We start from the raw sequence: 21,369 nt of genomic DNA on the forward strand, positions 1-21,369 counted from the left end.
GGCGACTCGTTCATCGACCAAGTGGCGCAAGCCATGGTGCTGAAATCTGAGTCCGTCAGCCCACGCTAATCACATACCTTTCTTTAAGAAAGCGGCAGGCTAACCTAGCGCCACAGGATTTCGGCATGGTGTCGAATGTGGTCTTCGACAAACGTGGCAATAAGGTAATAGCTATGGTCGTAGCCTTCCTGCATGCGTAGCGTCAATGGTTGTTCTGATCTAGTACATGCCTGCTCAAACACCTGTGGCATCAGTTGTTTTTCCAGAAACGTATCAGCCGTACCCTGATCAATCAAAATCGGATGCTTGAGCTGAGTGGTGAGGACAAGCGCGCTGGCATCGTACGATCGCCACGCCTCTTGATCCGCTCCAAGATAATTCGTGAATGCCTTTTGTCCCCACGGTACGCGACTGGAAGCGACGATCGGCGCAAAGGCAGACACCGATCGATACTGGTCAGGATTCCTTAACGCACAGACTAACGCTCCATGTCCGCCCATCGAATGCCCGAAGATTCCTTGTCGATCAGGTTGAGCTGGAAAATGCTCAGCAATCAACGTCGGCAATTCTTGGGTCACGTAGCTGTACATTTGGTAGTGCGATCGCCATGGTACCTCAGTTGCATCCACATAGAATCCGGCTCCCGTACCAAAATCCCAGTCATCCTCTTCACCGGGAATACCTGCACTACGTGGACTTGTATCGGGTGCGACTAGAATCACTCCATACTTTGCCGCAAACTGCTGTGCTCCCGCCTTCGTCATGAAATTCTCTTCTGTACAGGTTAACCCTGAAAGAAAGTACAGCACGGGCAGGGGCTCAGACCGCGATCGCGGCGGCAAATACACGGCAAATTTCATCAAGCCGTTGCAGCTCACCGAGGGGTGGCTATAAAAGCCAACGGTGCCACCAAAGCAACGAGATTGATTGATAAGGCTAAGCGGTTGAGACATGGTTGTGCAATCAAGGACCGACTACGTTAGAGCTTCAGGCCACCTGACCGCAATTTACACTAAATGACGCCCCTCAACAAACGATAATCGCTCCCCACTAAAACTCTAACAAGCCTGCTGCCACTCAGAACCCTAGCCCATTTCAGACCTTCAAGCCAGCGAAGGAAGGAGCATTAGATGGGACTCTTGCAGGTTTTTGCATCTATCTTGTCCCTATTTCTCACGTCTGCCTGTACAGATTTCGTTCTTGTAGGGGCAAAGACTATTCGCCAGCCTCACTATAAGTGATGAATCCTATTAGCAAGTCTATGGGGTAAAACCACCATAAGGCCTTGTCACCATCAAAGAAAGCAATCACACTCCCGCCCAGGAATATGGAGGTAATAGACCCTAAAAATTGATGAATCAATGAATCAAACCGAAGCAGGAAATATCTTACAAGTCATCCAATAACAAGACCCAAATAGGTAGCCCCTATAACTGGAATCATGAGCATAATTCATTTGCAGATTGTAACAGTTTGCGATCAATCTATTTCCCTACATTTTGTATCAAATCTAACCAATTCCTTCAGAAAACGAACCAATAGATTAGGATCATATTAAGGACTAGAGTTGTTAATTCGCCTCAGACAAGCAGTCCTTATATTCAATTATTCAATAAGGAGCGCACCATGAGCTTAGAAGATAGAGCCAAGGCAACCGCTAAAAACATCGAAGGTAAAGTGCAAGAAGGGGTGGGCAATCTGACTGGCGATCCCAAAGATCAAATAGAGGGTAAAGCAAAACAGGCAGAGGCAAAAGTCCGGCACGCGGTTGAAGATGTGAAAGATAAAGCCAAGGAAACGCTTGATTAAGAACGTTTTCTCTCTGTGCAGGAGTGCCTCCCTTGGTTGGGAGCAGTAGCCTATACAGCCTTTCTGCTTCCAACCACCAGGTAGAAATTGTGTCAGAGCTGATAGCAGGCGATCGTCAACCCAAACCTGAAAGATATTGCTCATCAGGTGAGCACAAAACTTCAAGCCGTGATTGAACATCTGTAATTTATTCAGAGGGCAAAGTAGCCGAATAACCAAATAACTCGCTGTCAACTATAAAAAACTATCCAATAGATTTGGAGGGAAAAATGACTTTCACTAACAATAAACGAGCTGTGGGAATCTTCTCTAGCCATCAAGAGGCAGAGAATGCTCTACATGAACTGCGGGATGATGGCTTTGCAATGAATCAGGTATCCATGGTTGCGAGAGATACTGATCGCTTGGATCAGAGCCACCAGATTGGCGAAACACACGTCCAAGAACTGACCGAAACAACTCACATTGCGAGAGATACTGATCGCCTGGATCGGAGCCACGAGATTAGTGAAACACACGTTCAAGCGCTGACCGAAACAACCCACGTTGACGAAGGAGCAAAGATAGGGCTCGCGTCAGGGGGAGCCGTCGGAGGACTGACCGGATTGCTGGTCGGGTTGGGCACACTGGCAATTCCTGGAGTGGGTCCCATTATGTTGGCAGGAGCAACCGCAACGGCGATCGCCAGCACGCTCGCTGGCGGTGCGATCGGCGCGGCAGCTGGCGGTTTAGTTGGTGGTCTGATTGGTCTAGGCATTCCAGAAGAGCGGGCTCACGTTTATCACGATCATGTGGTTCGTGGAGGCTATCTGGTCATCGTAGACGGTACAGAAGCTGAAATCCTTCGGGCTGAAGCAATTCTAAAACGCAGAGGGATTCGCGAGTGGGAAGTCTACCCCGCCTCGACCACGGGGGAAGTACACCGATCCGACGGCTCCTCATTTGTAAAATCGTGACTTAGTAAAATTGTGACTTAGTAAAGGCTTTGAATTATGAAAAAGATCACACTTTTAGTCCTCAGCAGCGTTTTACTAATTGGCACTATTGCCTGTAGTAACAACGCTAAAACCAGCGCGGATGCGCCCAAGTCTACCGAGAAGATGGGAGAGGTGCCGACAACTAAAACAGTCAAAAATGACCAAAGCGATGCGGCTAGCAAAGTACGCCGAGATCAACTCAATTCAGATATTCGTGCTCGTGAACAACGCAACAACATGACTGGTAGCGATGCCGATCGTGCTAAAGGCGACCTTGCCAGTGAAGTTCGCTCCAAGCTAGAGGCCAACATCCCCAATGGAAACCTGACGGTTGCGGCTAAGGATGGAGCGATCGTTGTGTCTGGAACCGTACAAACTCAAAATCAGCTCGATAAAATTGAACCTTTGGCAAAACAAATCAAGGGTGTCAAGAGTGTCAATGTTGCAGCAAAAGTTGCTCCAGCCGTTTCGGATAAAAAGCAGTAAATCGTTGCATTAATAAATGCATCACTCAACTATTAAGGAGTAAAAGTATATGCTTTGGACAATTGCAGTGGTTTTGATCGTTCTGTGGGCACTTGGATTTGGGATTCACGTCGGAGGTGGTCTGATTCACCTTCTTCTGGTTCTAGCCTTGATTGCTATTGTTTACAACCTTATTACAGGGCGTAGCGCTGTATAAAGCGTTTGAATTCTTGGTAGTAGTGTATTTTCTAGGAGTTTTAAAAAGAAATTAAATCTCCTGAAATTTCGCTCAAACTTGGTCAGCTCTCCACTAGAGAGCTGACCAAGTTTGAATACTTGATCACCTTCAAAGCGTTCAATCTGGTTTCTGATCCTTGTATAATGTCTCAATAAGATTATCTTGATATCTCTATCAAAACAACCTTGCCTCATTGCTAACTTGTCTTTTTACGCTTTGTATCGAAACTGATCAATTCATTTAGAAAACAAACCAACAAACTTTTAGAGTCTTAGGATAATCATAAGGGATAAATTTGTTAATTCGCCTCAGACAAGCAGTCCTCCCATTCAATCAGGAGTACACCATGAGCTTAGAAGATAGAGCTAAGGCAATCGCCAAAAATATCGAAGGTAAAGTTCAAGAAGCCATCGGCGATCTGACTGGCGATCGCCGAGATCAGGTAGAGGGAAAGGCAAAACAGGTAGAAGCAAACGTTCAGCAGGCGGTTGAAGATGTGAAGGATAAAGTCAAAAAAATTATTAATTAGGAAAGTCTTCTCTGTAGAACCCATTTGAGATCTCATCAAATAGCTATAGGCTCTAGGCTGCATCTCGATCGCCCTCATAGTCTAAGAGAACAATTCTCAATGGGCTCTACAGAGAAGTAGAACGATGGAAGCTAATGATCACGTCCCGCGAAATCAGTTGCTGGAGTGAGCCACGATTCTTAAACTTCTCATTACTAGACTCGCCAAATAGCATTTTTTTTGCCATTCAGATTAGCTGCTGTTCAAGTCGTCACTTATTAGATTGAAGAAAGGAGGTTAGCTATGGATCTCATTCAGCTTGTAGTTGTTCTGATCGTAGTTGGGGTTCTGTTGTGGTTAGTAAACAACTATATTCCGATGGATAGGAAGATCAAGAATATTCTGAACATCGTGGTAGTGGTTGCCGTCGTTTTATGGTTGCTGAACGTGTTCGGATTGACGACTTCTCTCCGTGGAATTCATGTCGGGAACTGATCGATCACTGGGTCTTTTATGATTTAGCAGAATCGGTGTCATTTCTCAAGGAGCTTTAGATGGCAATCAGCCCATCCAGACTTTCTGCTTCTGCATCAAGAATTAACAGACGATTGATCGCTCCTTGAGCGACTACATAATTTTTGGAGGATAAAATGATCTCACTTCAGCAAGCACGTAAGTTTTTGCTAACGATTAGTATGGCTTTCTTGCTCTCAACTGCCATAACGTTTGGTTTCGCGTCTGAAAATAGTTGGGCTGCAACGCCACTCACGCTACGCATGAGCCAGCCACACACTCAAATTGCAGCTATGAATCGAGCCAAGGCAGTCACGAAGAACATCGAAGGCAAAGCCCAGGAAATGATTGGTAACATCACAGGTGATCCTAAAGATCAGGTGATGGGAAAAGCCAAGCAGGTTGAAAGTCAGGCTCGTCATGCAGCAGAAGATGTAAAAGACAGCATGCGGTTGAAAGAAAGAGCCAAGGCAGTCACCAAGAATGTTGAGGGCAAAGGACAGGAAGCGGTTGGCAAGATCACAGGTAGCCCTAAAGATCAGATGATGGGAAAAGCCAAGCAGGTTGAAAGTCAGGCTCGCCATGCAGCAGAAGACGTGAAGGCGAAGGGTTGAGATCTGCTCAGGTAAGACGTGCCTTGACCATGAGACGTAACTTCGCGACTGCTTAGCGGAATGAGGCGATCTCCCTTGCGCGGGTCAAAGCACTAACAGAAAGTCGCGATCAGATTGAAGGGTAGGCTTTTGGACTTGATGAGCTTGAAGGAGAGCAACAGGATGAATTCGATTCAAAAGCGGGGAAAACTGGTCATTATTGGCGGCGCAGAAGATAAGGAGGGCGATTGTCTTATTCTGCGAGAATTTGTTCGTTGTGCTGGCGGCAGTAAGGCGAGAATTGTTGTTTTCACTGCTGCTAGTAGCGACCCTCAAGCCGTGGGAGAAAACTACGTCAGAGTATTCAAACGGATAGGAGTTGAAGATGTGCAAGTACTTCATACCCGTGATCGAGATGATGTTGATAGTCATCAGGGGCTAGATTTCGTCAAGCAAGCAACTGGCGTCTTTTTTACTGGAGGCAATCAGGCCCGGATCGTTGACATCATCAAAGGTACCAAACTCGATACCCTCATTCACGATCGCTACGCTGAGGGTCTGGTCGTAGGGGGTACCAGCGCAGGAGCCGCCATGATGCCAGATAAGATGATTGTCGAGGGAGAAGGTGAAACCGAGCCTACACTTAAGGTGGCAGAAATGGATGATGGGTTAGGCTTCCTTTCCAAAGTTGTCATCGATCAGCATTTCGCCCAGCGAGGACGCTTGGGACGGTTGCTCTCAGCACTAATCCAGGATCCATCCTTTCTAGGGTTTGGCATTGATGAGGACACGGCAATTGTTGTCAGTGGCGATGAATTAAAAGTTGTGGGCAGTGGCTCAGTCACCGTTTTAATGGAGTCAGAATCTGGCTATAACAATCTCTCTGATCTTAGAGAAGACGAAAGTATGGCAATTTTCGATGTTAAGCTCCATATTTTGCCTCATGGCTACCGCTTCAATCTCAAGGCTCTTAAACCCTTACGCCCTGAAACCCAGGTGGAGAGAGGCAAAGCGAAGTTGGATGGGCATGAAAGATCGATAGTCCCGCCTGAAATGAGTGGCCGCCCACTTTAGGCTTACAAGCAGCAAAAGTGGGCTTCCTTTGTTAAGTGATGTGGGTAAGGTTACCTGCGAGGTTGACTAGGGTAGTTGGTAACGCCAGTTCACGGCACACGGCGATCGTGTTAGGCGATGCACGCTTGGCGTTTGTATATACAGCCATCCGGGAAGTTGATGCCGCCAGTTGATGGCACGAGGAGTCGCAAATTTGGTGGGGGCAGGAGTGTACTTAAAGTTTTGTGCGCGATAGATCAGGTTCATAGGATTAATTCACCGATTGTGTTTGCAAGCGTGAGCATTTACCTCTGAGAACACAATAATCACTATAGACTTTTTACGTGATGAATCGTTGACAAATAACGAAGTTTTACTTCCAATCTAGGAAAATCAACGTTAAAAAGTAGCAACAATTGCAGAAATTCTAATCAGCTTTCAAGCCAAAAGAGCTGGCAAACAAGAACATCCCAGGTTGAAGGGGGAATGAATGGATGGGTGGGTGAACTGTGGGATGTTATTACCCCGCAAGTCCCTAAGTGACAAAGAATGTCTAGCTTGCAATCAGACGCAGAGGATTCTTGATCGAGGGTGAGTGAGGGGCACCTCTTGCAGCAGGGAAAGGTCAAAGGGATGAAAAGCAATCTGTTTTCCCTTACCTTTACTTTTTGCCCCTTACGAAAAAGCATGATAAGAGTGAGTCAACGCTGGGCGTATGGATGTATGGCGTCACAATTTACATCCCCCAGTATGCAAATGCCCCACAGTCTCAGGAGTCCGCAAGAATTCTGTGTCTGATACCATTCATACCGATCCTCTATGGGTCACCTGTGTTAGCATCTGTTAAACTCTTGTTTCAACAGAATCACAAATGGGCAAGGTTCTGGTGCTGAATGCGTCCTACGAACCGCTCAACATTACGAGCTGGCGCAGGGCAGTTGTTTTGCTAATCAAAGGCAAAGCAGAGCAGGTTGAACACAACGGCAAGTACGTCTATTCTGGCTTCCCGCTGCCAACAGTGATTCGGCTGCGACATTACGTCCGCGTGCCCTACAAAGAAATTCCGCTGACACGTCGCAACCTTCTCCATCGCGATAGTCATTCCTGCCAGTACTGTGGCTACACTGGCGACGAGCTAACGCTTGATCATGTGATTCCCCGATCGCGCGGTGGTGGCGATTCGTGGGAGAATATTGTCACTGCTTGCGTCCGCTGCAACGTTAAGAAAGGTAATCGTACCCCTAAAGAAGCCAACATGCTGCTTCATTTTGCGCCCCGTAAACCTTACAGCGGGCTCTATTTTGAAGTCACCAAGCATCTTAAGAATGGGGTGAACCAGGAGTGGCGGAAGTATGTGATCGGCATTTAAATGTCTCTGTTTTCATTGGAACGGTTTTTGGTCAGTCATTAGCAGCAGATTACGAGCAGCGCACAACGAATTAAGCCCTTGAACGGGAAGCCTGATACTTCTAATACTCGCTGCGCGATTTACGTAAGCAGAGATATGGCGTTTGGCTTATGACGTTTTCCGGTTTTTTTGCGAAGATCGAAACAGACCGATCGTTCGACCCCTTCTTGATTCGTTGTAAGAGTGGTCAGGCGATCACACCGAAGCCCAGCTTCATCCACCTTTTAACCAAACATGCACGATTCGCCTTCTTCCCTCGACAGCCTGGTAATGCTCACAGACGCCCATCCGCTCACAGCCCCTGCGACGCCAAACGGGGTTGAGCAGATAACCACTTCACCAGCAGCAACGCCGATTCAACCGCCACTGACGCAACACTCAGTGCAGCCTTTTGGGTATGACATTCCTCGTTCTGCCGAGCAAATTCAAAAGGTAGAAGCTTTTCGGCAGACCCTGGAGCGGCATCGGGGCAATCGGCATTTGCTCGTACTGCAGGATTTCCCCGATCCCGATGCATTGTCATCGGCTTGGACGTATAAGCTGATCGCGCAGAAGTACGACATTCAGTGCGACATGGTCTATGCAGGCACCCTCAGCCACCAGGAAAATATTGCCCTAGTCAAGCTGACCAACTTGCCTGTGCAGCGTCAAACGCCACAAACGTTGAAGACGCGAGACTTATCCAAATATCAGGGCTGCGCTTTATTAGACAACCAGGGAACTACTAGCCAACTCCTGCCGTCTGTCCTGCAGGCAGGTATTCCCCTTACGGTTGTTATCGATCATCACAGTATGCAGGGAGACATCAACGCTGAGTTTGTCGATATTCGCCCTTACACACGCGCCACGGCAACGATTCTGACGCAGTATCTTCAGGCAGGGTTGCTTAAGCTGGATAGTAACACCAGTGAACATGTGAAGTGCGCTACAGCGCTGATGCATGGACTGCGGTCTGATACCAATGCCTTGAGACAGGCTGGGGAAGAAGATTTTCTCGCCGCCGCCTACTTGAGTCGTTTTTATGACGCTCAGTTACTAAACGCGGTATTGCAATCCTCTCGATCGCGCCAGGTAATGGACGTGATTGAGCGATCGCTCAAGAACCGCATTGTGCAAAACAACTTTTCGATCGCGGGCGTAGGGTATCTGCGCTATGACGATCGAGACGCGATTCCTCAGGCAGCAGACTTTCTCGTTACTGAAGAAAACGTCCACACAGCTGTCGTCTATGGCATTGTCCATGACGAAGATGATGAGTTGGAGGTCGTCATCGGCTCCTTACGCACTAACAAGCTCACGCTTGATCCCGATGAATTTATCAAAGAAGCCTTTGGGCAGGATGCTCAGGGACGCTTCTTTGGTGGTGGGCGATCGCAGGCAGGTGGGTTTGAGATTCCCCTCGGGTTTCTGTCTGGTTTTACCGAAAGCTCCGAGTACGCCAAGATGAAATGGAGCGTCTTTGATGCTCAGGTAAAGCAAAAGCTCTTGCGCCTGGTGAACCCCGATCAGCATTATCCCAATGGGGTGAGTTAAGAGTCTAAAGGCTAAAGGCTAAAGGCTAAACTAATCCTTCAGCCTTTAGCCTTTAGACTCTTTAAAGAAGATGCCAAACATCACTCTCTACCTTATCCGTCACGGCCTCGCTGGTGAGCATGGCAGCTACGCTAACGATGATGAGCGTCCATTGACTGAAGAAGGCAAGCAAAAAACGCAGCAGGTAGCCAAACGGCTTCATGCGTTGAATCTACGCCTTGATTTGATCATGACTAGCCCACTGGTACGGGCGCACCAAACCGCAGACCTTTTGCTAGAAGCGAAGCTGTCGCAGGCGTTGCAGGTGTCTCCTTATCTCGCCCCTCATGGCAGTTTGGATCAGTGGTTAAATTGGTTTCAGCAAGAGCGATCGCCCGAAGTGACGACCCTTGCCCTGGTTGGACATGAGCCGAATTTGAGCGCCTGGGCAGAAACGCTCCTGTGGGATGAATCCAGAGGTGCGTTGAGCCTGAAAAAAGCGGGTGTAATTGGGTTAACGTTGCCCGAACAGTCTCCTGTGGGCAATAGTGCTTTATTTTGGCTGACACCACCTCGGTTTTTGCTGTAAGACAGTAGGGGGAACCGAGTCTGCAAGCACTTGATAGCACTCAAAGAATAACGTATTCTAAAAATAGTAAGCGCGCTAAGTAATGAGGTCAAGCCAGATGCTCTTTCAACCAGTGAGTCAGACTGTTTCAGAGGGATTCGAGGCAGTCCTGGCACCTCACGGGATTGGCTACCGGATTAAACTCTTGTCGCAGTTATTGGCGCGACGCTTTCAAGAGCAGTTAGACCAGTTTGACCTCACCATCTTTCACTGGGTCGTGCTGTGTTGTCTTTGGAAAGAAGATGGTCTCGCCATTTCTAGCCTTGGCGAAAAGCTGCAGCAGGTTGGTGGTACCCTCACAGGCGTCCTCGATCGCATGGAAAGTCGAGGCTTGATTCGGCGCGAGCGAGATCTGCACGATCGCCGCATCTGGCGCATCTGGCTGACTGAAGAGGGTCGCAACTTTGAGGCGATTCTGCCACCGATCGCGATGGAAGTGCGCGAACAAGCGATGGAAGGCATGTCTAGTGGTGACCGCGATCGCTTTTCGGATCTGTTGAATCAGGCGATCGCGAACCTTTCCTAGTAGAAGACTCCATGCCTCTGCCTCCTTCCTCCTGCATCCAGTAACTCTGTCTTCATCCGATAGGCTGTCTTCACCCGATAGAGTAATGCCATTTGGGGAAGCGAATCGCTGCTTTGCTTGCCATCATGGGAATCATCGAAAGAAGACGCACCGTTAATTATGTCCTAGGCATCATGGACTCTTAACAAAACTTTGTTACGCTACCTTCATCTAAAAAAACTACGCACATGAAATAAATGAGTTCTTACTAATTTATTTCATCCTCCTTACGTTCTGATCTCATCTTTTCTTTTTCTTGCCGTTACATCACACCGTTTTTCCAAAGTCAGGTAATTGCTATGAAACGCTCGAATGGTCAATCATTGAATGGACGTGGTTTCACGGTTCTGGAGCCTGCCCCGATTGAGCCGATTCAAACCACTGACGCCCTTAAAGTCTTAACCCCTATAGAGGCAGGCGGTAGAAGGATAAAAGCTTAAGGATAAAGGCTAAAGGGGTTGTTAGTTGTTGGTTAGAAAAAGCTGATCGCTGACTGCTGACCGCTGGTCGCTCAATCAACTCAAAACTCTTCGCTCAAAACTCTCTTTTACCCCTCACTCCTCTCTCAACTTGATGTGACACATTAGATAAAAGCAATGAATTTCGGAATTGAACGCTTGAAGCCGATGCTGCGTGCCCTACGATCGCGCAACTATCGGCTTTTTTTCTTGGGTCAGGGTGCGTCGCTGATTGGCACCTGGATGACGCAAACTGCCACCATCTGGTTGGTGTATCATCTGACGGGATCAGCGCTGATGTTAGGCGTCGTTGGGTTTGCCAACCAGTTTCCCAACTTTGTGCTGACACCGTTCGCTGGTGTGTGGGTCGATCGGTGGGATCGCCGCCGGACGATCGTCATTACACAGATTCTTGCCATGATTCAATCGTTGGCGTTGGCATTTTTGGCGTTGACGGGAACGATCGAGATATGGCAAATTATTGTGCTGGCAGCGTTTCAGGGTGGCATTAATGCCTTTGATATGCCCGCTCGGCAATCGTTTGTAGTGAAGATGGTCGATCGTCGGGAGGATTTAAGCAACGCGATCGCACTCAATTCGTCGATGTTCAGCGGTGCGCGGCTTCTGGGACCGGCGATCGCGGGTTTAATCATCGCCGCTACGAATACAGGTGTTTGCTTTCTCATTGATGGTGTCAGCTACATTGCCGTGATTGCTGGCTTACTGGCGATGCGCTTACCACCGCAACCAACCGCGATCGAAAAGCCACGAGAAACGCTCTGGTACAGCCTGAAAGAAGGGTTTAATTACGCCTTTAGTTTTCAGCCGATTCGTTCCATTCTGTTGCTGATTGCGCTGGTGAGCCTGGTGGGAATGCCCTACATGACGCTGGCACCGATTTTTGCCTCCCAGATCTTGCATGGTGGCCCCGAAACTCTGGGCTTTTTGATGGCAGCGTCGGGGCTGGGGGCGCTGTTGACATCGGTTTATCTCAGCTCCCGACCGAGTGCACTGGGGTTGAGTAAGCTGATTGCGATCGCCCCTGCCCTTTTTGGTGGCGCTTTGATCGTCTTTGCCTTGTCACGGGTGCTGTGGTTATCCATGCTGGCAGTGTTGGTGGTTGGCATGGCTCTCGTGCTGCAACACACGTCTGGTAATACCGTACTGCAAACGATCGTTGAGGATGACAAACGCGGCAGGGTGATGAGCTTTTACATGATGGCGTTTACCAGCACGGTGACGTTCGGTAATCTGGTGGCAGGCAGTCTTGCAACCCATATCGGTGCGCCCAATACGGTGATGATCGGCGGCGTTCTTTGTATGGGCGGTTCGCTACTGTTTACGAAACAGCTACCAGAAATGCGGCGATCGATGCGAGTCGCCTATCGACGCATTGGGCTACTGCCACAGGTGGATGCTTAAGTGGTTTTTGGTCTAGCTCAAATTGGGTATTGGGCAAGGAGCCTTGAACCAGTTCCTTGACAGGACCCTTTTTGAATGTGATTATTTAGGAGTCCTAATTAATTAGGACTCCTAAATAATCTGAGAGGTCAATCAATGAAGACTGCTACGTTTTATCACGTTGGCTGTACAGTCTGTGTTACGGCTGAACAAGAATTTGTTGGAGCGTTATACCAAATCAATTAGTAAAGGCTACAGATCTTGCCCTCATCCCCAACCCTTCTCCCAAGGGGAGAAGAGAGCCGGATTCAAAGGCCCTCTCCTGTGTGAGAGGGATTTAGGGTGAGGGCGTATCTGTAGTGTTTATTGCGAGATTTGGTATTAGACCCGGCTCAATATGCGGTGGAAGTTGTGCATTTAGGAGAAAGCCCAAATCGCATTGCTGAAGCAGAAATCGCTGGGGTTGAGTCTGTGCCAGCGTTGGTCATTGACGATCAGCCATTCCATATCAACTTTGGCGCGGCGATCGCTGCTTTGAAGTAGTTCCATCCATCCAACAACCGATGGAGCGTGTTTCTAGCTTTTTCGTGCTCTCACTTGCTGCGGTTCTTTTGGCAGCGTTGTTGGGTCTGGCATCGCACCGATTTGCAGTGGATTTTCCACCAGCGATGCTCTAAAAAGGCAGCCGCTTTGTCGCTGAGTCTTGGGGAAAATGCTGTTACTCACTGCCATTGATGCTTTGGCGTAGCATCGCAAAGCATCAATGGCAGTGATGTTTTGACGGCACACCTTAGTCACACTTTTTAGCTACTTCAATTCATTTCAAGTTAGTTCATACAACAGGAGGTTGTCATGAAGCGATTTCTCATTGCCTTGTTCGGTCTTGGGTTAAGTATCACTTTGGGCATCTACTTCAGCCTTAAGACTGATGCCCGCCCTACTGCTCCATCAGTCTCAGCACCCGTGCTTCAGGCTGTTTCTCAGGCTATACCAACTCCAAAATCACCTGATTTAGAAGTCCTTAGCACCCGTGTTCGTTATTTCAAAGAGGCAGATTTACTCGTTTTTGAGCAAACGGTAAAAGGAACAGCAGGCAAAACCCTGCCTAAAGCCAACGGTAGCCTTAATGGTGCCCCTGTGCTGAGCTATGTCTTTCCAACAACGCTAAAACCCGAAGAGGCTGGGTTTGGCAAGGTTGAAGGCATTTTAGCGCTGGCAGTTACATCCCATCCAGATTTCGATGATACGCCGCTGTGGGATGAGAACAACAACTTGAACTATGGCGATGACGGCATTGTCTTTCATAGTCACTGGGTAGTGCTGGTGAAAGACGATCGCGTCCCCGGTGGTTTAGCGGTCAAGCAATTTGACAAGACTGACAAAACTGTTGTGCTGCCGCCCACCAATCCCGGTATGCCCATGTATTTGGATTCTCCCGGTTTTTCGGTTGTTTTAAGCGGCAACAAGCTCAGTGTTTTGGTGCCAGCGCAACGCCTGCGATCGAAAACAACGTTCAAGTTTGATGGCGTTGTTGCCTATATGCAGGTGAACACCACAAACAAAAACCTCCCCATGCTTGGTGTATACAAAGCCTACAGCGTTAGCTCAGGGAACTTAAGCCTTCCCTACAGCGTTCAACCTCAGTAACGGAGAAAAACAAATGGCTCTCAATGTGGCATTGCTAGAAAGCAGCTTTGCTCAACTTAAAGTCAACAGTGCAGCGGTGACGCAACTGTTTTACACACGGCTCCTGACAGATTACCCCGAAGTCCAGCCGTTGTTTGCCAAGACCCATATGGAGAAGCAAGGACAGCAACTGTTTCAGTCTCTCGTTTTTACGATCGATCACTTGCGCCAGCCTGATGTCTTGAGCAATGCCTTGAAAGGTTTAGGGACTCGCCATGTGCAATACGGCGTGTTGCCACAGCATTACCCAATGGTAGGCAGTAGCTTGCTAAAAGCCCTCGAAGCAAGCCTGGGCACAGCCTGGACTCCTGAAGTGCAGCAAGCATGGGTAGAGGCGTATGGCGTCATTACCCAGTTAATGCTGGAAGGCGCAGACTGTGCGCCAGAGCAATTGCACTTACCAATTTCAGTGAAATAAGCAGAATGGTAAACCTGATTAGCGACCAGGTTTACTGCCTCATGCGATCGCCATGAATCATTGCAGGGAACACGAATAATGGACGGTATGTAATGGATGACTATCGCCTCGTTGACTGTGGTTTTCATGATCAGCTAGAAGCACTGTCAACCTTACGGCAAACGTGTCAGATCACGTATCGCAACGTGGTTAAGGAAAGTGTGGCTGAGGAATTGGTTGAAGTTCGCACGCAAATTATCGATGTCTATGCAGCGAACAAAGCCGATTTTTTGAAATTGAGCGATGGCACTGAAATTCGACTCGATCGCCTGCTTTCAGTGGATGGCAAACCCATTTGCTTTACTCAGGCATAACCTGCTGGTCGATCGCTGCCGCAGCCAGAGTGAACGAAGGGTGAAACATTTGAACCGTCTGTTGATCGCCTGGGTTCATCTGGCTGTGCGATCGCCCGACCTCAAAGTGGCTGCTGTTGTAGGATCAGTACTATGCCTCATGCATCATGCCCTACAGCGTCAGTATTCATGGACAACTCTCAACCTGGTACCGATCGCTCAGAAGCCGCTCTTCCGCCTGAAGACTTGAACATTGGTGTGGCGGTCAATCCATTTGATGCCTCGGATCACACGACAGCACAGCACATTCTGATTGGGTTAGCAAAGATTGGGCTGGCTTTAAAGAGTCAATCCTGGCAGGATGCAGGGCAGCAGGGATTAACGCCAACGCAGGGGCAAATTTTGTCGCTGCTGCTTGATAAAGGTGCATCAGGTATGCGGTTGTCAGAGGTTGCCAAAAACCTCTCAATCACAGCCGCCACTGCGAGTGATGCGGTGTCTTCGCTGGTGGATAAGGGCTTTGTGCAAAAAACGCGATCGCCTCAAGATGGACGGGCGATCGCCATTACCCTCACTCCTGATGGCGATCGTGCCGCCGCACAAACCGCTTCCTGGTCGAATTTTCTGCTTAATACGATGGAGGAACTATCGAGTGAGGAACAGACACTCTTCCTGCGGAGCTTGATTAAAATGATCCGCAAGCTGCAAACCCAGGGGCAAATTTCCGTTGCCAGGATGTGCGTCACCTGTGCCTTCTTTCAACCCAATCAGTATGCTAGTGCCGAAAATCCACATCATTGTGCTTTGGTCAATGCCCCGTTTGGCGATCGCAATCTTCGCCTTAACTGCCCGGAACACGTCGCTGCTCAACCAGAGATTGCCGAAAAAAATTGGCAGCTTTACCGTTCGTAAGGTGACGTTGTTAAAAAGCAGCTTTGTCAAGCCTGCGAGACTCAGGGATAACGCGCTACATTAGGGCTCCGGTTTGCTCGCTCGATTGCAACTCTTTGTTCGGAGGTTCCTGTGGCAACATCCATCACAACTCAAGCGCCGCCCGATCGTGTCTCCTTCAAAACCTGGGTGGGCGTTTGTGGCACGATGCTGGGTGCCTTCATGGCAGTACTGGATATTCAGATCACTAACGCCTCACTCAAGGATATTCAAGCCGCGCTGGGCGCAACGCTGGAGGAAGGTTCCTGGATTTCGACCTCCTACCTGGTTGCCGAAATTGTGGTGATCCCGCTGACGGGTTGGCTGTCGCAGGTCTTCTCGACACGGCGCTATTTGTTAGTAAATGCAACGCTGTTTGTCTTCTTTTCAGTCTGCTGCGCCTGGGCATGGGATTTGCCGTCAATGATTGTCTTTCGGGCATTCCAGGGCTTTACAGGTGGGATCCTCATTCCAATGGCGTTTACGGTGCTACTGACGATGCTGCCGCCGAGCAAGCAGTCAACGGGACTGGCGATGTTTGCAGTGACGGCTGTTTTTGCGCCGTCGATCGGTCCCACCTTAGGTGGCTGGCTCACAGAGACCTTTAGCTGGCACTATGTCTTTTATTTGAACGTGATCCCTGGTGCGCTGCTGATTGCGGCAGTCTGGTACGCCATTGATGCCAAGCCCATGAAGCTGGAGATGCTGAAGCAGGGTGACTGGTTTGGCATTGCTGCGATGGCGATCGGGCTGGGATCGCTGCAAGTGGTGCTGGAGGAAGGCAGTCGCAAAGATTGGTTTGGGTCGCAGTTGATTGTGCGGCTAACGGCGATCGCGGTCATTTTCCTTGCCATCTTTTTCTTGATTGAACTGACTCGCAAAAAGCCGTTTATCAATCTACGGTTGATGAAGCAGCGAAACTTTGGGTTAGCAAGTATTGTCAATATTTCGCTGGGGTTGGGGCTGTACGGCTCGGTTTACATCATGCCGCTGTACCTGAGCCAAATTCAGGGCTACAACGCCATGCAGATTGGCGAAGTCCTCATGTGGGTGGGTATACCACAATTGTTCCTAATCCCCTTTGTGCCAAAGCTGATGCAACGGTTTGATGCTCGTCTGATTATTGCCGTTGGTGTGAGCTTGTTTGCGGTGAGTTGTTTCATGAATTCAACGTTGACTAATTTGACGGCGATCGATCAACTGCGTTGGTCACAACTGGTACGGGCGATCGGACAGCCGTTAATTATGGTGCCGCTATCCTCAGTGGCAACAGCAGGACTGCCCAAAGAGCAAGCTGGTTCGGCATCTGGCTTGTTTAACATGATGCGAAATCTGGGTGGTTCGCTGGGAATTGCTGCGATCGCCACCTTGCTCACTCAGCGCGAGCAGTTTCACTCTAATCGCTTGGGCGAAGCCGTCTCCATCTACAGCCCTGCGACGCAAGAGCGGATGGATCAGATGACGCAGTACTTTACCAGCAAAGGTGCGGATTTAGTGACAGCGCAACAGCAAGCAATGGGGGCGATCGCGAACACCGTTCGCCGTGAAGCCTACGTCATGGCGTATAACGACTGTTTCTATTTCATTGCCTGTGCACTGCTGCTTAGCGGTCTCGCCATTATTTTTCTTAGAAGAGTTCAAGCAGGCGGAGCAGCAGGCGGACATTAGGTGAAGGATGAAGAAAAGTTTGGAGTGTGGAGCAGACCTCAGCCTCCTCGTTTTCCCTGCTCCCCTTGCTCCCCCTCCTTCCCCCGCCCCCGCCGCTGACGCTGCTCCCTCTGCCTTCCGTCCCCACAGCGGCAATCATCACTCTCATCGGTTCGGTTCCACGACTCCTCTTTAAGCAATAATCTAGATACCGTCATAGTAAGAGTTATGAGGAGGGGTATTCTGGCGACAGGTATCCCGAAGTGGAAGTGAACTTTGTGCCTAAGTGGTTACTGCCAACGTTAAGTGAAATTCTGGCGCTGAATGATCCGGCCTGGATGGTTCAGTTTGAGCTGCCGTCGGGTCGAGCGGCAGGAGCTGAACCGATCGGTCAGCCTCGGTCAAGCCGTTTGGCAATCCAGCGGGTGCGGGCAGAGCGCGAGTGGTCGGGGGCGATCGCGGCGCTCAATATCCTGCTGCAGAATGTTGTCGTCACGGCTGAAGCGAGTGATCGTGAACCAACGTCACATGGGTTTGTTCTGTCAGGGCCACTTCCAGTGATCAGCCATCCTGCGTTAGTCTGCAACTTTTCGACCTGGTCGCTCACCGCCAATCCTCTAAACGTTGCCGCCTGGCTACCACTACAACTGCTGCCAGCAAATGAAACAACAACAGCGATCGATGTAGACGAAACGCCTTCAGACACACGCCCTTCAGAGAAACCAACCACGTCTGCATTGCCTCTATTACCCGGTGATCCGTTAGCCGCAGAGCAATTCTGTTTAGTGCTAACGCCTCAATTCAGCCTGGTGTTGGTTTTAGGCGAATCGCTGCAGGGCACACCGGCGTTTATGTTTTCGTTCATGCCAGAGGTTGTGGAGCAAGCGTGGAATGCCATTCGTCCGCGCATTTTGCTCATGAATGCGGATCAGATCGATCAGTTGGATGACTTGGCTAAGCAATTTACACCCGTGGCACCCGACTACACAACGGTGATGCAATTCAGTCGCTTGATGCTGGCACATTTGCCCGAACCGCTGGAGGAATGGCGTAGTGACAAAGCCGATAGTCAGCCTGTCGCGTTTCGGCAAGAAGCGGTTAAGCATGGTCAAGCATCATTTAAACGCAAAGATGTGATAGCACACTCGCTACTCGATCCATCCCCCTATCACGCTCCGTTTTCATCATCGGATGATCCAAGTAGTCCCGATGCTGATGATCCAACTAGCCCGGATATTGAACTCTTGCAGGCACTTGCCCACGAGATTCGCACGCCTCTGACCACCATTCGTACCCTGACACGATCGCTGCTCAAACGTACCGATTTGCCCCCCGATGCATTGAAGCGTCTCAGCATTATCGATCGCGAATGTAGCGAACAGATCGATCGGTTCGGCTTAATCTTTCGGGCAGTTGAACTGCAAACGTCTCCCGCTCGTCATGACAAAATGTCGCTGACGCGCACGCCGCTGGCACAGATGTTCCAGCAAAGTATTCCCCGTTGGCAGCAGCAAGCCAGCCAGCGACAGCTCACCCTGGCTGTGGTGCTGCCTCCTAAAATGCCGACCGTTGTCAGCGACCCAACGATGCTGGATCAAGCGCTGACGAGCCTCATTGAACGTTTCACACGTAGCCTTCCAGGCGGTAGCCACATTCAAGTCGAAGTGATGCTGGCAGGCGATCAGCTTAAGGTACAACTCCAATCTGAACCAGATGCAGCCGTTGCCTCTCGACACCATCACCGACCATTATTGCGATCGCTCGGACAATTACTGATGTTTCAACCCGAAACCGGCAGTCTTAGCCTCAATCTCGCAGTGACAAAAAGCCTTTTCCAAGCGCTGGGTGGCAAGCTCATTGTGCGCGATCGGCCTCAACAAGGCGAGGTGATGACGGTCTTTTTACCGCTAGAAATGAGCAGCATGGATATCATGGAAATCTGATCTAGAGGCTCTCATCAACCAATTTCTACAACCCATAATGTGCTGTAGGAGTGGGTTTTATGATTGCAAAATAGCAAACGCTTGCTATTTTGCACAAGTTAGGTTCGTGATTGTTGGTAGTCCAAATAGCGGCACAATTCTTCATGTACCTGATGGTAAAGGGTTGGCGGTTCACCCCTTAGACCAACCAAGCTATAGAGTCGAGTGGGACTATCTTCGCGTCCACGGAGCAGATGTTCGCCCACAAATATGACTTCAACATGCTCCTGCACCAATTGATACAGCGATTCCGTAATCAAAATATCCGTCCGGAAGCTTTTGGTTAGCCCTTCGACGCGACTGGCAACGTTGACCGTATCACCAATGACGGTGTATTCCAAGCGCCGCAATGAACCGATATTACCTGCAATGACTTCACCGTAGCTAATACCAATACCGTGATAGAGCAAGGTTTTGCCTTCTTGCTGCCATTGCGATCGCAACGCTGCCAGCAATCGACGCATACCCAACGCGGCTCGAATCGCATTCATTGCATCGGCCTGTTCGCCATAAGAAACCGGGGAGCCAAATTCTGCCATCACCGCATCCCCAATGAACTTGTCGATCGTGCCACTGGCTGTAGCAATTGCCTCTACCATCGCGTTCAGGTAGGCATTGAGTAGCGCGATCAACTCTTCGGGCGGTAGTTTATAAGACAATGAGGTAAAGCCACGAATATCGCAAAACAAGACTGCTGCGTTCAGCTTCCGTCCTTGCAGCAAGGCCTGAAAATCTTCCGGCTGGTTGAGAATTTCGTTGACGATCGGTGTCGCCACATAACGCTCTAACGTGCGGCGCAGACGGAGCTTTTCGAGCTGATCGCTGACGGCTCCAGTACCCAAATAGGAGAGACCACTGAGGGCGATCGCCAGCATCGGTGTAACAACAGGGAGAATGAAACCGGCATAAGCAAAACTGACATGCCCGACTAGCAGCCATGCACCGGCAACCGCGATCGCTAAGAGAAAGCGTGGCGTAGCACGTTTTGATAATTGACCGATTGCAATGCCAATTCCCGCAACGCCAAACAAGAGATAAAGCCCTCGCCAAAGCGGATCGGGAACCGCTTCGGCGAGGGCCTGATTCTCTAACACAGTGGCGATCGCGTTGGCATGAATTTCGACACCCGAGACCTCGCCAAAGGGAGTGGGGTGATGATCTTGTAGAAACGCAGCAGTGGGGCCAATCAGCACAATTTTGTCTTTGAACATCTGCTGCTGCTTCAGCAACGCCCAATTTTGAGGATGCAGCACATGCCAAAACGAAACCGTTGTGAACGTATTTTGACCACCGTAGAAGAAAATGTAATCGCCTTTGGGGGGGACAAACGGCAGCTTTGAGGCTTGCAAACTCGCTTCATCAAAGGATCGTAGATTGGGCTGTGATCGACGTAAGTCAGCGTCAATGCGGTTGAGGTAGGCGCTGGCAAAGCGACGAAGCTGCCCATCAGGTTCGGCAAGATAGTTAATAAACCCAATCGATTGGGGTTCAAACTGAAACGATGGATCAGGGTTAACGAACTGTTCAAGACCACCACCATCACTCTGTGACGTCGCGTGCTGTGACGCCAAAGTGACGCGACCAGCATACCGTTGCAGTGTTTCCCGAAGGCGTTGATCGTCAGCAGGTCGATCGCTCGGCAAATCCCAAAGTACATCAATCGCAACGGAGCGGGCTCCGGCTGCCATCAGTTTATTGATCGCTTCAGCGTACGCAGTCCGTCGCCACGGCCAGGATTGGATGGCGGCCAAGGTCTTCGAGTCTTTGAAGTCTCGCCCTTGCGTCAATGAATCGTCATCGATCGCCAAAATCACAATTTCTTGTGGTGGTGCAATCGACCCTCGCAGCCGAAAAAAAAGTGTTTGTGACTGTAACTCCAGCAGTTGAAACGGTTGGAGGTTGAAAGCGGTCGCGATCGCACCTGTCACTGCCCAGAGGCTAATGCATAGAGGCGCGATCGTGGCAGGTCTTACAGCCCATCTACGTTTACCCTTGATCATTAATCATCCGGTGCTTAGAACCTGTTTGAAAAGTAGGTTGCAGGCGGTAGAACCTCTATAGCGAGGGCGTTATAAAGTAAGAAGGTCTATAGGAACCCCTCAAATGATACGACTAGCATACGACACAGACTTGAGCGATCACCAGTGGGAGATTCTCAAACCGCTGCTGCCGAGTGCGAAGACCGGGGGCGGCCTCGGAGTTTCGACATGCGGGAGGTGCTGAATGCAATCTTCGACTTGGTGGCC

Annotated in this window: 26 protein-coding genes; 22 read left to right on the top strand and 4 right to left on the bottom strand. The window is 49.7% G+C overall.

Annotation, left to right across the window (positions count from 1 at the left end; genetic code table 11):
• Positions 1-104: 104 nt before the first annotated feature.
• Positions 105-953 carry an S-formylglutathione hydrolase gene (gene fghA / locus C7B82_RS10865; RefSeq protein ID WP_106256316.1) on the bottom strand — a complete coding sequence of 283 codons (849 nt, stop codon included), beginning with the start codon at positions 951-953 and terminating at the stop codon, positions 105-107.
• A gap of 673 nt (positions 954-1,626) precedes the next feature.
• Here fghA and C7B82_RS10870 point away from each other — a divergent pair.
• From C7B82_RS10870 to C7B82_RS10905, 8 genes are all read left to right on the top strand, one after another.
• Entirely contained in the window at positions 1,627-1,809 is a 183-nt protein-coding gene (locus C7B82_RS10870) for a CsbD family protein (RefSeq protein ID WP_106256317.1), read from the top strand.
• A gap of 269 nt (positions 1,810-2,078) precedes the next feature.
• Positions 2,079-2,765, top strand: coding sequence for a signal transduction histidine kinase (STHK), LytS (locus C7B82_RS10875; protein WP_106256318.1), 687 nt, complete (start codon positions 2,079-2,081; stop codon positions 2,763-2,765).
• Positions 2,766-2,801: 36 nt separating this feature from the next.
• Positions 2,802-3,272, top strand: coding sequence for a BON domain-containing protein (locus C7B82_RS10880; RefSeq protein WP_106256319.1), 471 nt, complete (start codon positions 2,802-2,804; stop codon positions 3,270-3,272).
• Between the two features lie 49 nt (positions 3,273-3,321).
• Complete coding sequence (locus C7B82_RS10885; RefSeq protein WP_106256320.1) at positions 3,322-3,468, top strand: lmo0937 family membrane protein; 147 nt, start codon at positions 3,322-3,324, stop codon at positions 3,466-3,468.
• Positions 3,469-3,835: 367 nt separating this feature from the next.
• Positions 3,836-4,018 (top strand): CsbD family protein, encoded by a 183-nt coding sequence (locus tag C7B82_RS10890; RefSeq protein WP_106256321.1) that lies wholly within the window; start codon positions 3,836-3,838, stop codon positions 4,016-4,018.
• Positions 4,019-4,300: 282 nt separating this feature from the next.
• Positions 4,301-4,492, top strand: a complete 192-nt coding sequence (locus C7B82_RS34635; RefSeq protein WP_106256322.1) for a Thivi_2564 family membrane protein — start codon at positions 4,301-4,303, stop codon at positions 4,490-4,492.
• 155 nt (positions 4,493-4,647) lie between these two features.
• The gene (locus C7B82_RS10900; RefSeq protein ID WP_106256323.1) at positions 4,648-5,124 is read left to right on the top strand and encodes a CsbD family protein; all 477 of its coding nucleotides are present in this window, start codon (positions 4,648-4,650) and stop codon (positions 5,122-5,124) included.
• Between the two features lie 162 nt (positions 5,125-5,286).
• On the top strand, positions 5,287-6,177 hold the full coding sequence (locus tag C7B82_RS10905; protein WP_106256324.1) for a cyanophycinase: 891 nt from the start codon (positions 5,287-5,289) through the stop codon (positions 6,175-6,177).
• A 66-nt stretch (positions 6,178-6,243) separates the two neighbouring features.
• On the opposite strand, the gene C7B82_RS31455 is transcribed toward C7B82_RS10905, so the two are convergent.
• Entirely contained in the window at positions 6,244-6,423 is a 180-nt protein-coding gene (locus C7B82_RS31455; protein ID WP_146141130.1) for a hypothetical protein, read from the bottom strand.
• Between the two features lie 604 nt (positions 6,424-7,027).
• On the opposite strand from C7B82_RS31455, the gene C7B82_RS10910 reads away from it, so the two are divergent.
• The 7 genes from C7B82_RS10910 to C7B82_RS10935 all read left to right on the top strand — a co-directional run bounded on the left by C7B82_RS10910 (position 7,028) and on the right by C7B82_RS10935 (position 12,671).
• The gene (locus C7B82_RS10910) at positions 7,028-7,525 is read left to right on the top strand and encodes an HNH endonuclease (protein ID WP_106256325.1); all 498 of its coding nucleotides are present in this window, start codon (positions 7,028-7,030) and stop codon (positions 7,523-7,525) included.
• A gap of 273 nt (positions 7,526-7,798) precedes the next feature.
• Positions 7,799-9,097, top strand: a complete 1,299-nt coding sequence (locus tag C7B82_RS10915; RefSeq protein WP_106256326.1) for a DHH family phosphoesterase — start codon at positions 7,799-7,801, stop codon at positions 9,095-9,097.
• A gap of 70 nt (positions 9,098-9,167) precedes the next feature.
• Entirely contained in the window at positions 9,168-9,665 is a 498-nt protein-coding gene (gene sixA / locus C7B82_RS10920; protein ID WP_106256327.1) for a phosphohistidine phosphatase SixA, read from the top strand.
• Positions 9,666-9,762: 97 nt separating this feature from the next.
• On the top strand, positions 9,763-10,230 hold the full coding sequence (locus C7B82_RS10925; RefSeq protein WP_106256328.1) for a MarR family winged helix-turn-helix transcriptional regulator: 468 nt from the start codon (positions 9,763-9,765) through the stop codon (positions 10,228-10,230).
• A gap of 338 nt (positions 10,231-10,568) precedes the next feature.
• Positions 10,569-10,709, top strand: a complete 141-nt coding sequence (locus C7B82_RS32215; RefSeq protein WP_181357446.1) for a hypothetical protein — start codon at positions 10,569-10,571, stop codon at positions 10,707-10,709.
• A 156-nt stretch (positions 10,710-10,865) separates the two neighbouring features.
• Positions 10,866-12,149, top strand: a complete 1,284-nt coding sequence (locus C7B82_RS10930) for an MFS transporter (RefSeq protein ID WP_106256329.1) — start codon at positions 10,866-10,868, stop codon at positions 12,147-12,149.
• A gap of 354 nt (positions 12,150-12,503) precedes the next feature.
• A complete protein-coding gene (locus tag C7B82_RS10935; RefSeq protein WP_219904267.1) occupies positions 12,504-12,671 on the top strand; it encodes a hypothetical protein in 168 nt (55 codons plus the stop codon).
• Positions 12,672-12,704: 33 nt separating this feature from the next.
• Here the strand turns inward: C7B82_RS10935 and C7B82_RS10940 are convergent, their stop codons facing one another.
• On the bottom strand, positions 12,705-12,926 hold the full coding sequence (locus tag C7B82_RS10940; protein WP_146141131.1) for a hypothetical protein: 222 nt from the start codon (positions 12,924-12,926) through the stop codon (positions 12,705-12,707).
• Positions 12,927-12,980: 54 nt separating this feature from the next.
• On the opposite strand from C7B82_RS10940, the gene C7B82_RS10945 reads away from it, so the two are divergent.
• The 7 genes from C7B82_RS10945 (at position 12,981) to C7B82_RS10970 (ending at position 19,084) form a co-directional block, all read left to right on the top strand.
• Positions 12,981-13,775, top strand: a complete 795-nt coding sequence (locus C7B82_RS10945; RefSeq protein WP_106256331.1) for a hypothetical protein — start codon at positions 12,981-12,983, stop codon at positions 13,773-13,775.
• Between the two features lie 13 nt (positions 13,776-13,788).
• Complete coding sequence (locus C7B82_RS10950) at positions 13,789-14,232, top strand: globin family protein (protein ID WP_106256332.1); 444 nt, start codon at positions 13,789-13,791, stop codon at positions 14,230-14,232.
• Positions 14,233-14,324: 92 nt separating this feature from the next.
• Positions 14,325-14,585: a Clp protease/crotonase-like domain-containing protein gene (locus C7B82_RS10955; RefSeq protein ID WP_106256333.1), complete on the top strand. Its 261-nt coding sequence runs from the start codon at positions 14,325-14,327 to the stop codon at positions 14,583-14,585.
• Complete coding sequence (locus tag C7B82_RS31460) at positions 14,515-14,814, top strand: hypothetical protein (RefSeq protein ID WP_146141132.1); 300 nt, start codon at positions 14,515-14,517, stop codon at positions 14,812-14,814. Before C7B82_RS10955 ends, C7B82_RS31460 begins: the two co-directional genes overlap by 71 nt.
• Positions 14,754-15,476, top strand: coding sequence for a MarR family winged helix-turn-helix transcriptional regulator (locus C7B82_RS10960; RefSeq protein WP_106256334.1), 723 nt, complete (start codon positions 14,754-14,756; stop codon positions 15,474-15,476). The genes C7B82_RS31460 and C7B82_RS10960 overlap by 61 nt, the downstream gene beginning before the upstream one ends.
• A gap of 111 nt (positions 15,477-15,587) precedes the next feature.
• On the top strand, positions 15,588-17,162 hold the full coding sequence (locus C7B82_RS10965) for a DHA2 family efflux MFS transporter permease subunit (protein ID WP_245939825.1): 1,575 nt from the start codon (positions 15,588-15,590) through the stop codon (positions 17,160-17,162).
• A gap of 257 nt (positions 17,163-17,419) precedes the next feature.
• Positions 17,420-19,084: a sensor histidine kinase gene (locus C7B82_RS10970; protein WP_106256374.1), complete on the top strand. Its 1,665-nt coding sequence runs from the start codon at positions 17,420-17,422 to the stop codon at positions 19,082-19,084.
• 98 nt (positions 19,085-19,182) lie between these two features.
• Here the strand turns inward: C7B82_RS10970 and C7B82_RS10975 are convergent, their stop codons facing one another.
• Positions 19,183-21,123: a CHASE2 domain-containing protein gene (locus C7B82_RS10975; RefSeq protein WP_106256335.1), complete on the bottom strand. Its 1,941-nt coding sequence runs from the start codon at positions 21,121-21,123 to the stop codon at positions 19,183-19,185.
• Between the last annotated feature and the right edge of the window lie 246 nt (positions 21,124-21,369).

It is taken from the genome of Stenomitos frigidus ULC18, assembly GCF_003003795.1.
GTDB classification, from domain to species: Bacteria; Cyanobacteriota; Cyanobacteriia; order Leptolyngbyales; family Leptolyngbyaceae; genus Stenomitos; species Stenomitos frigidus_A.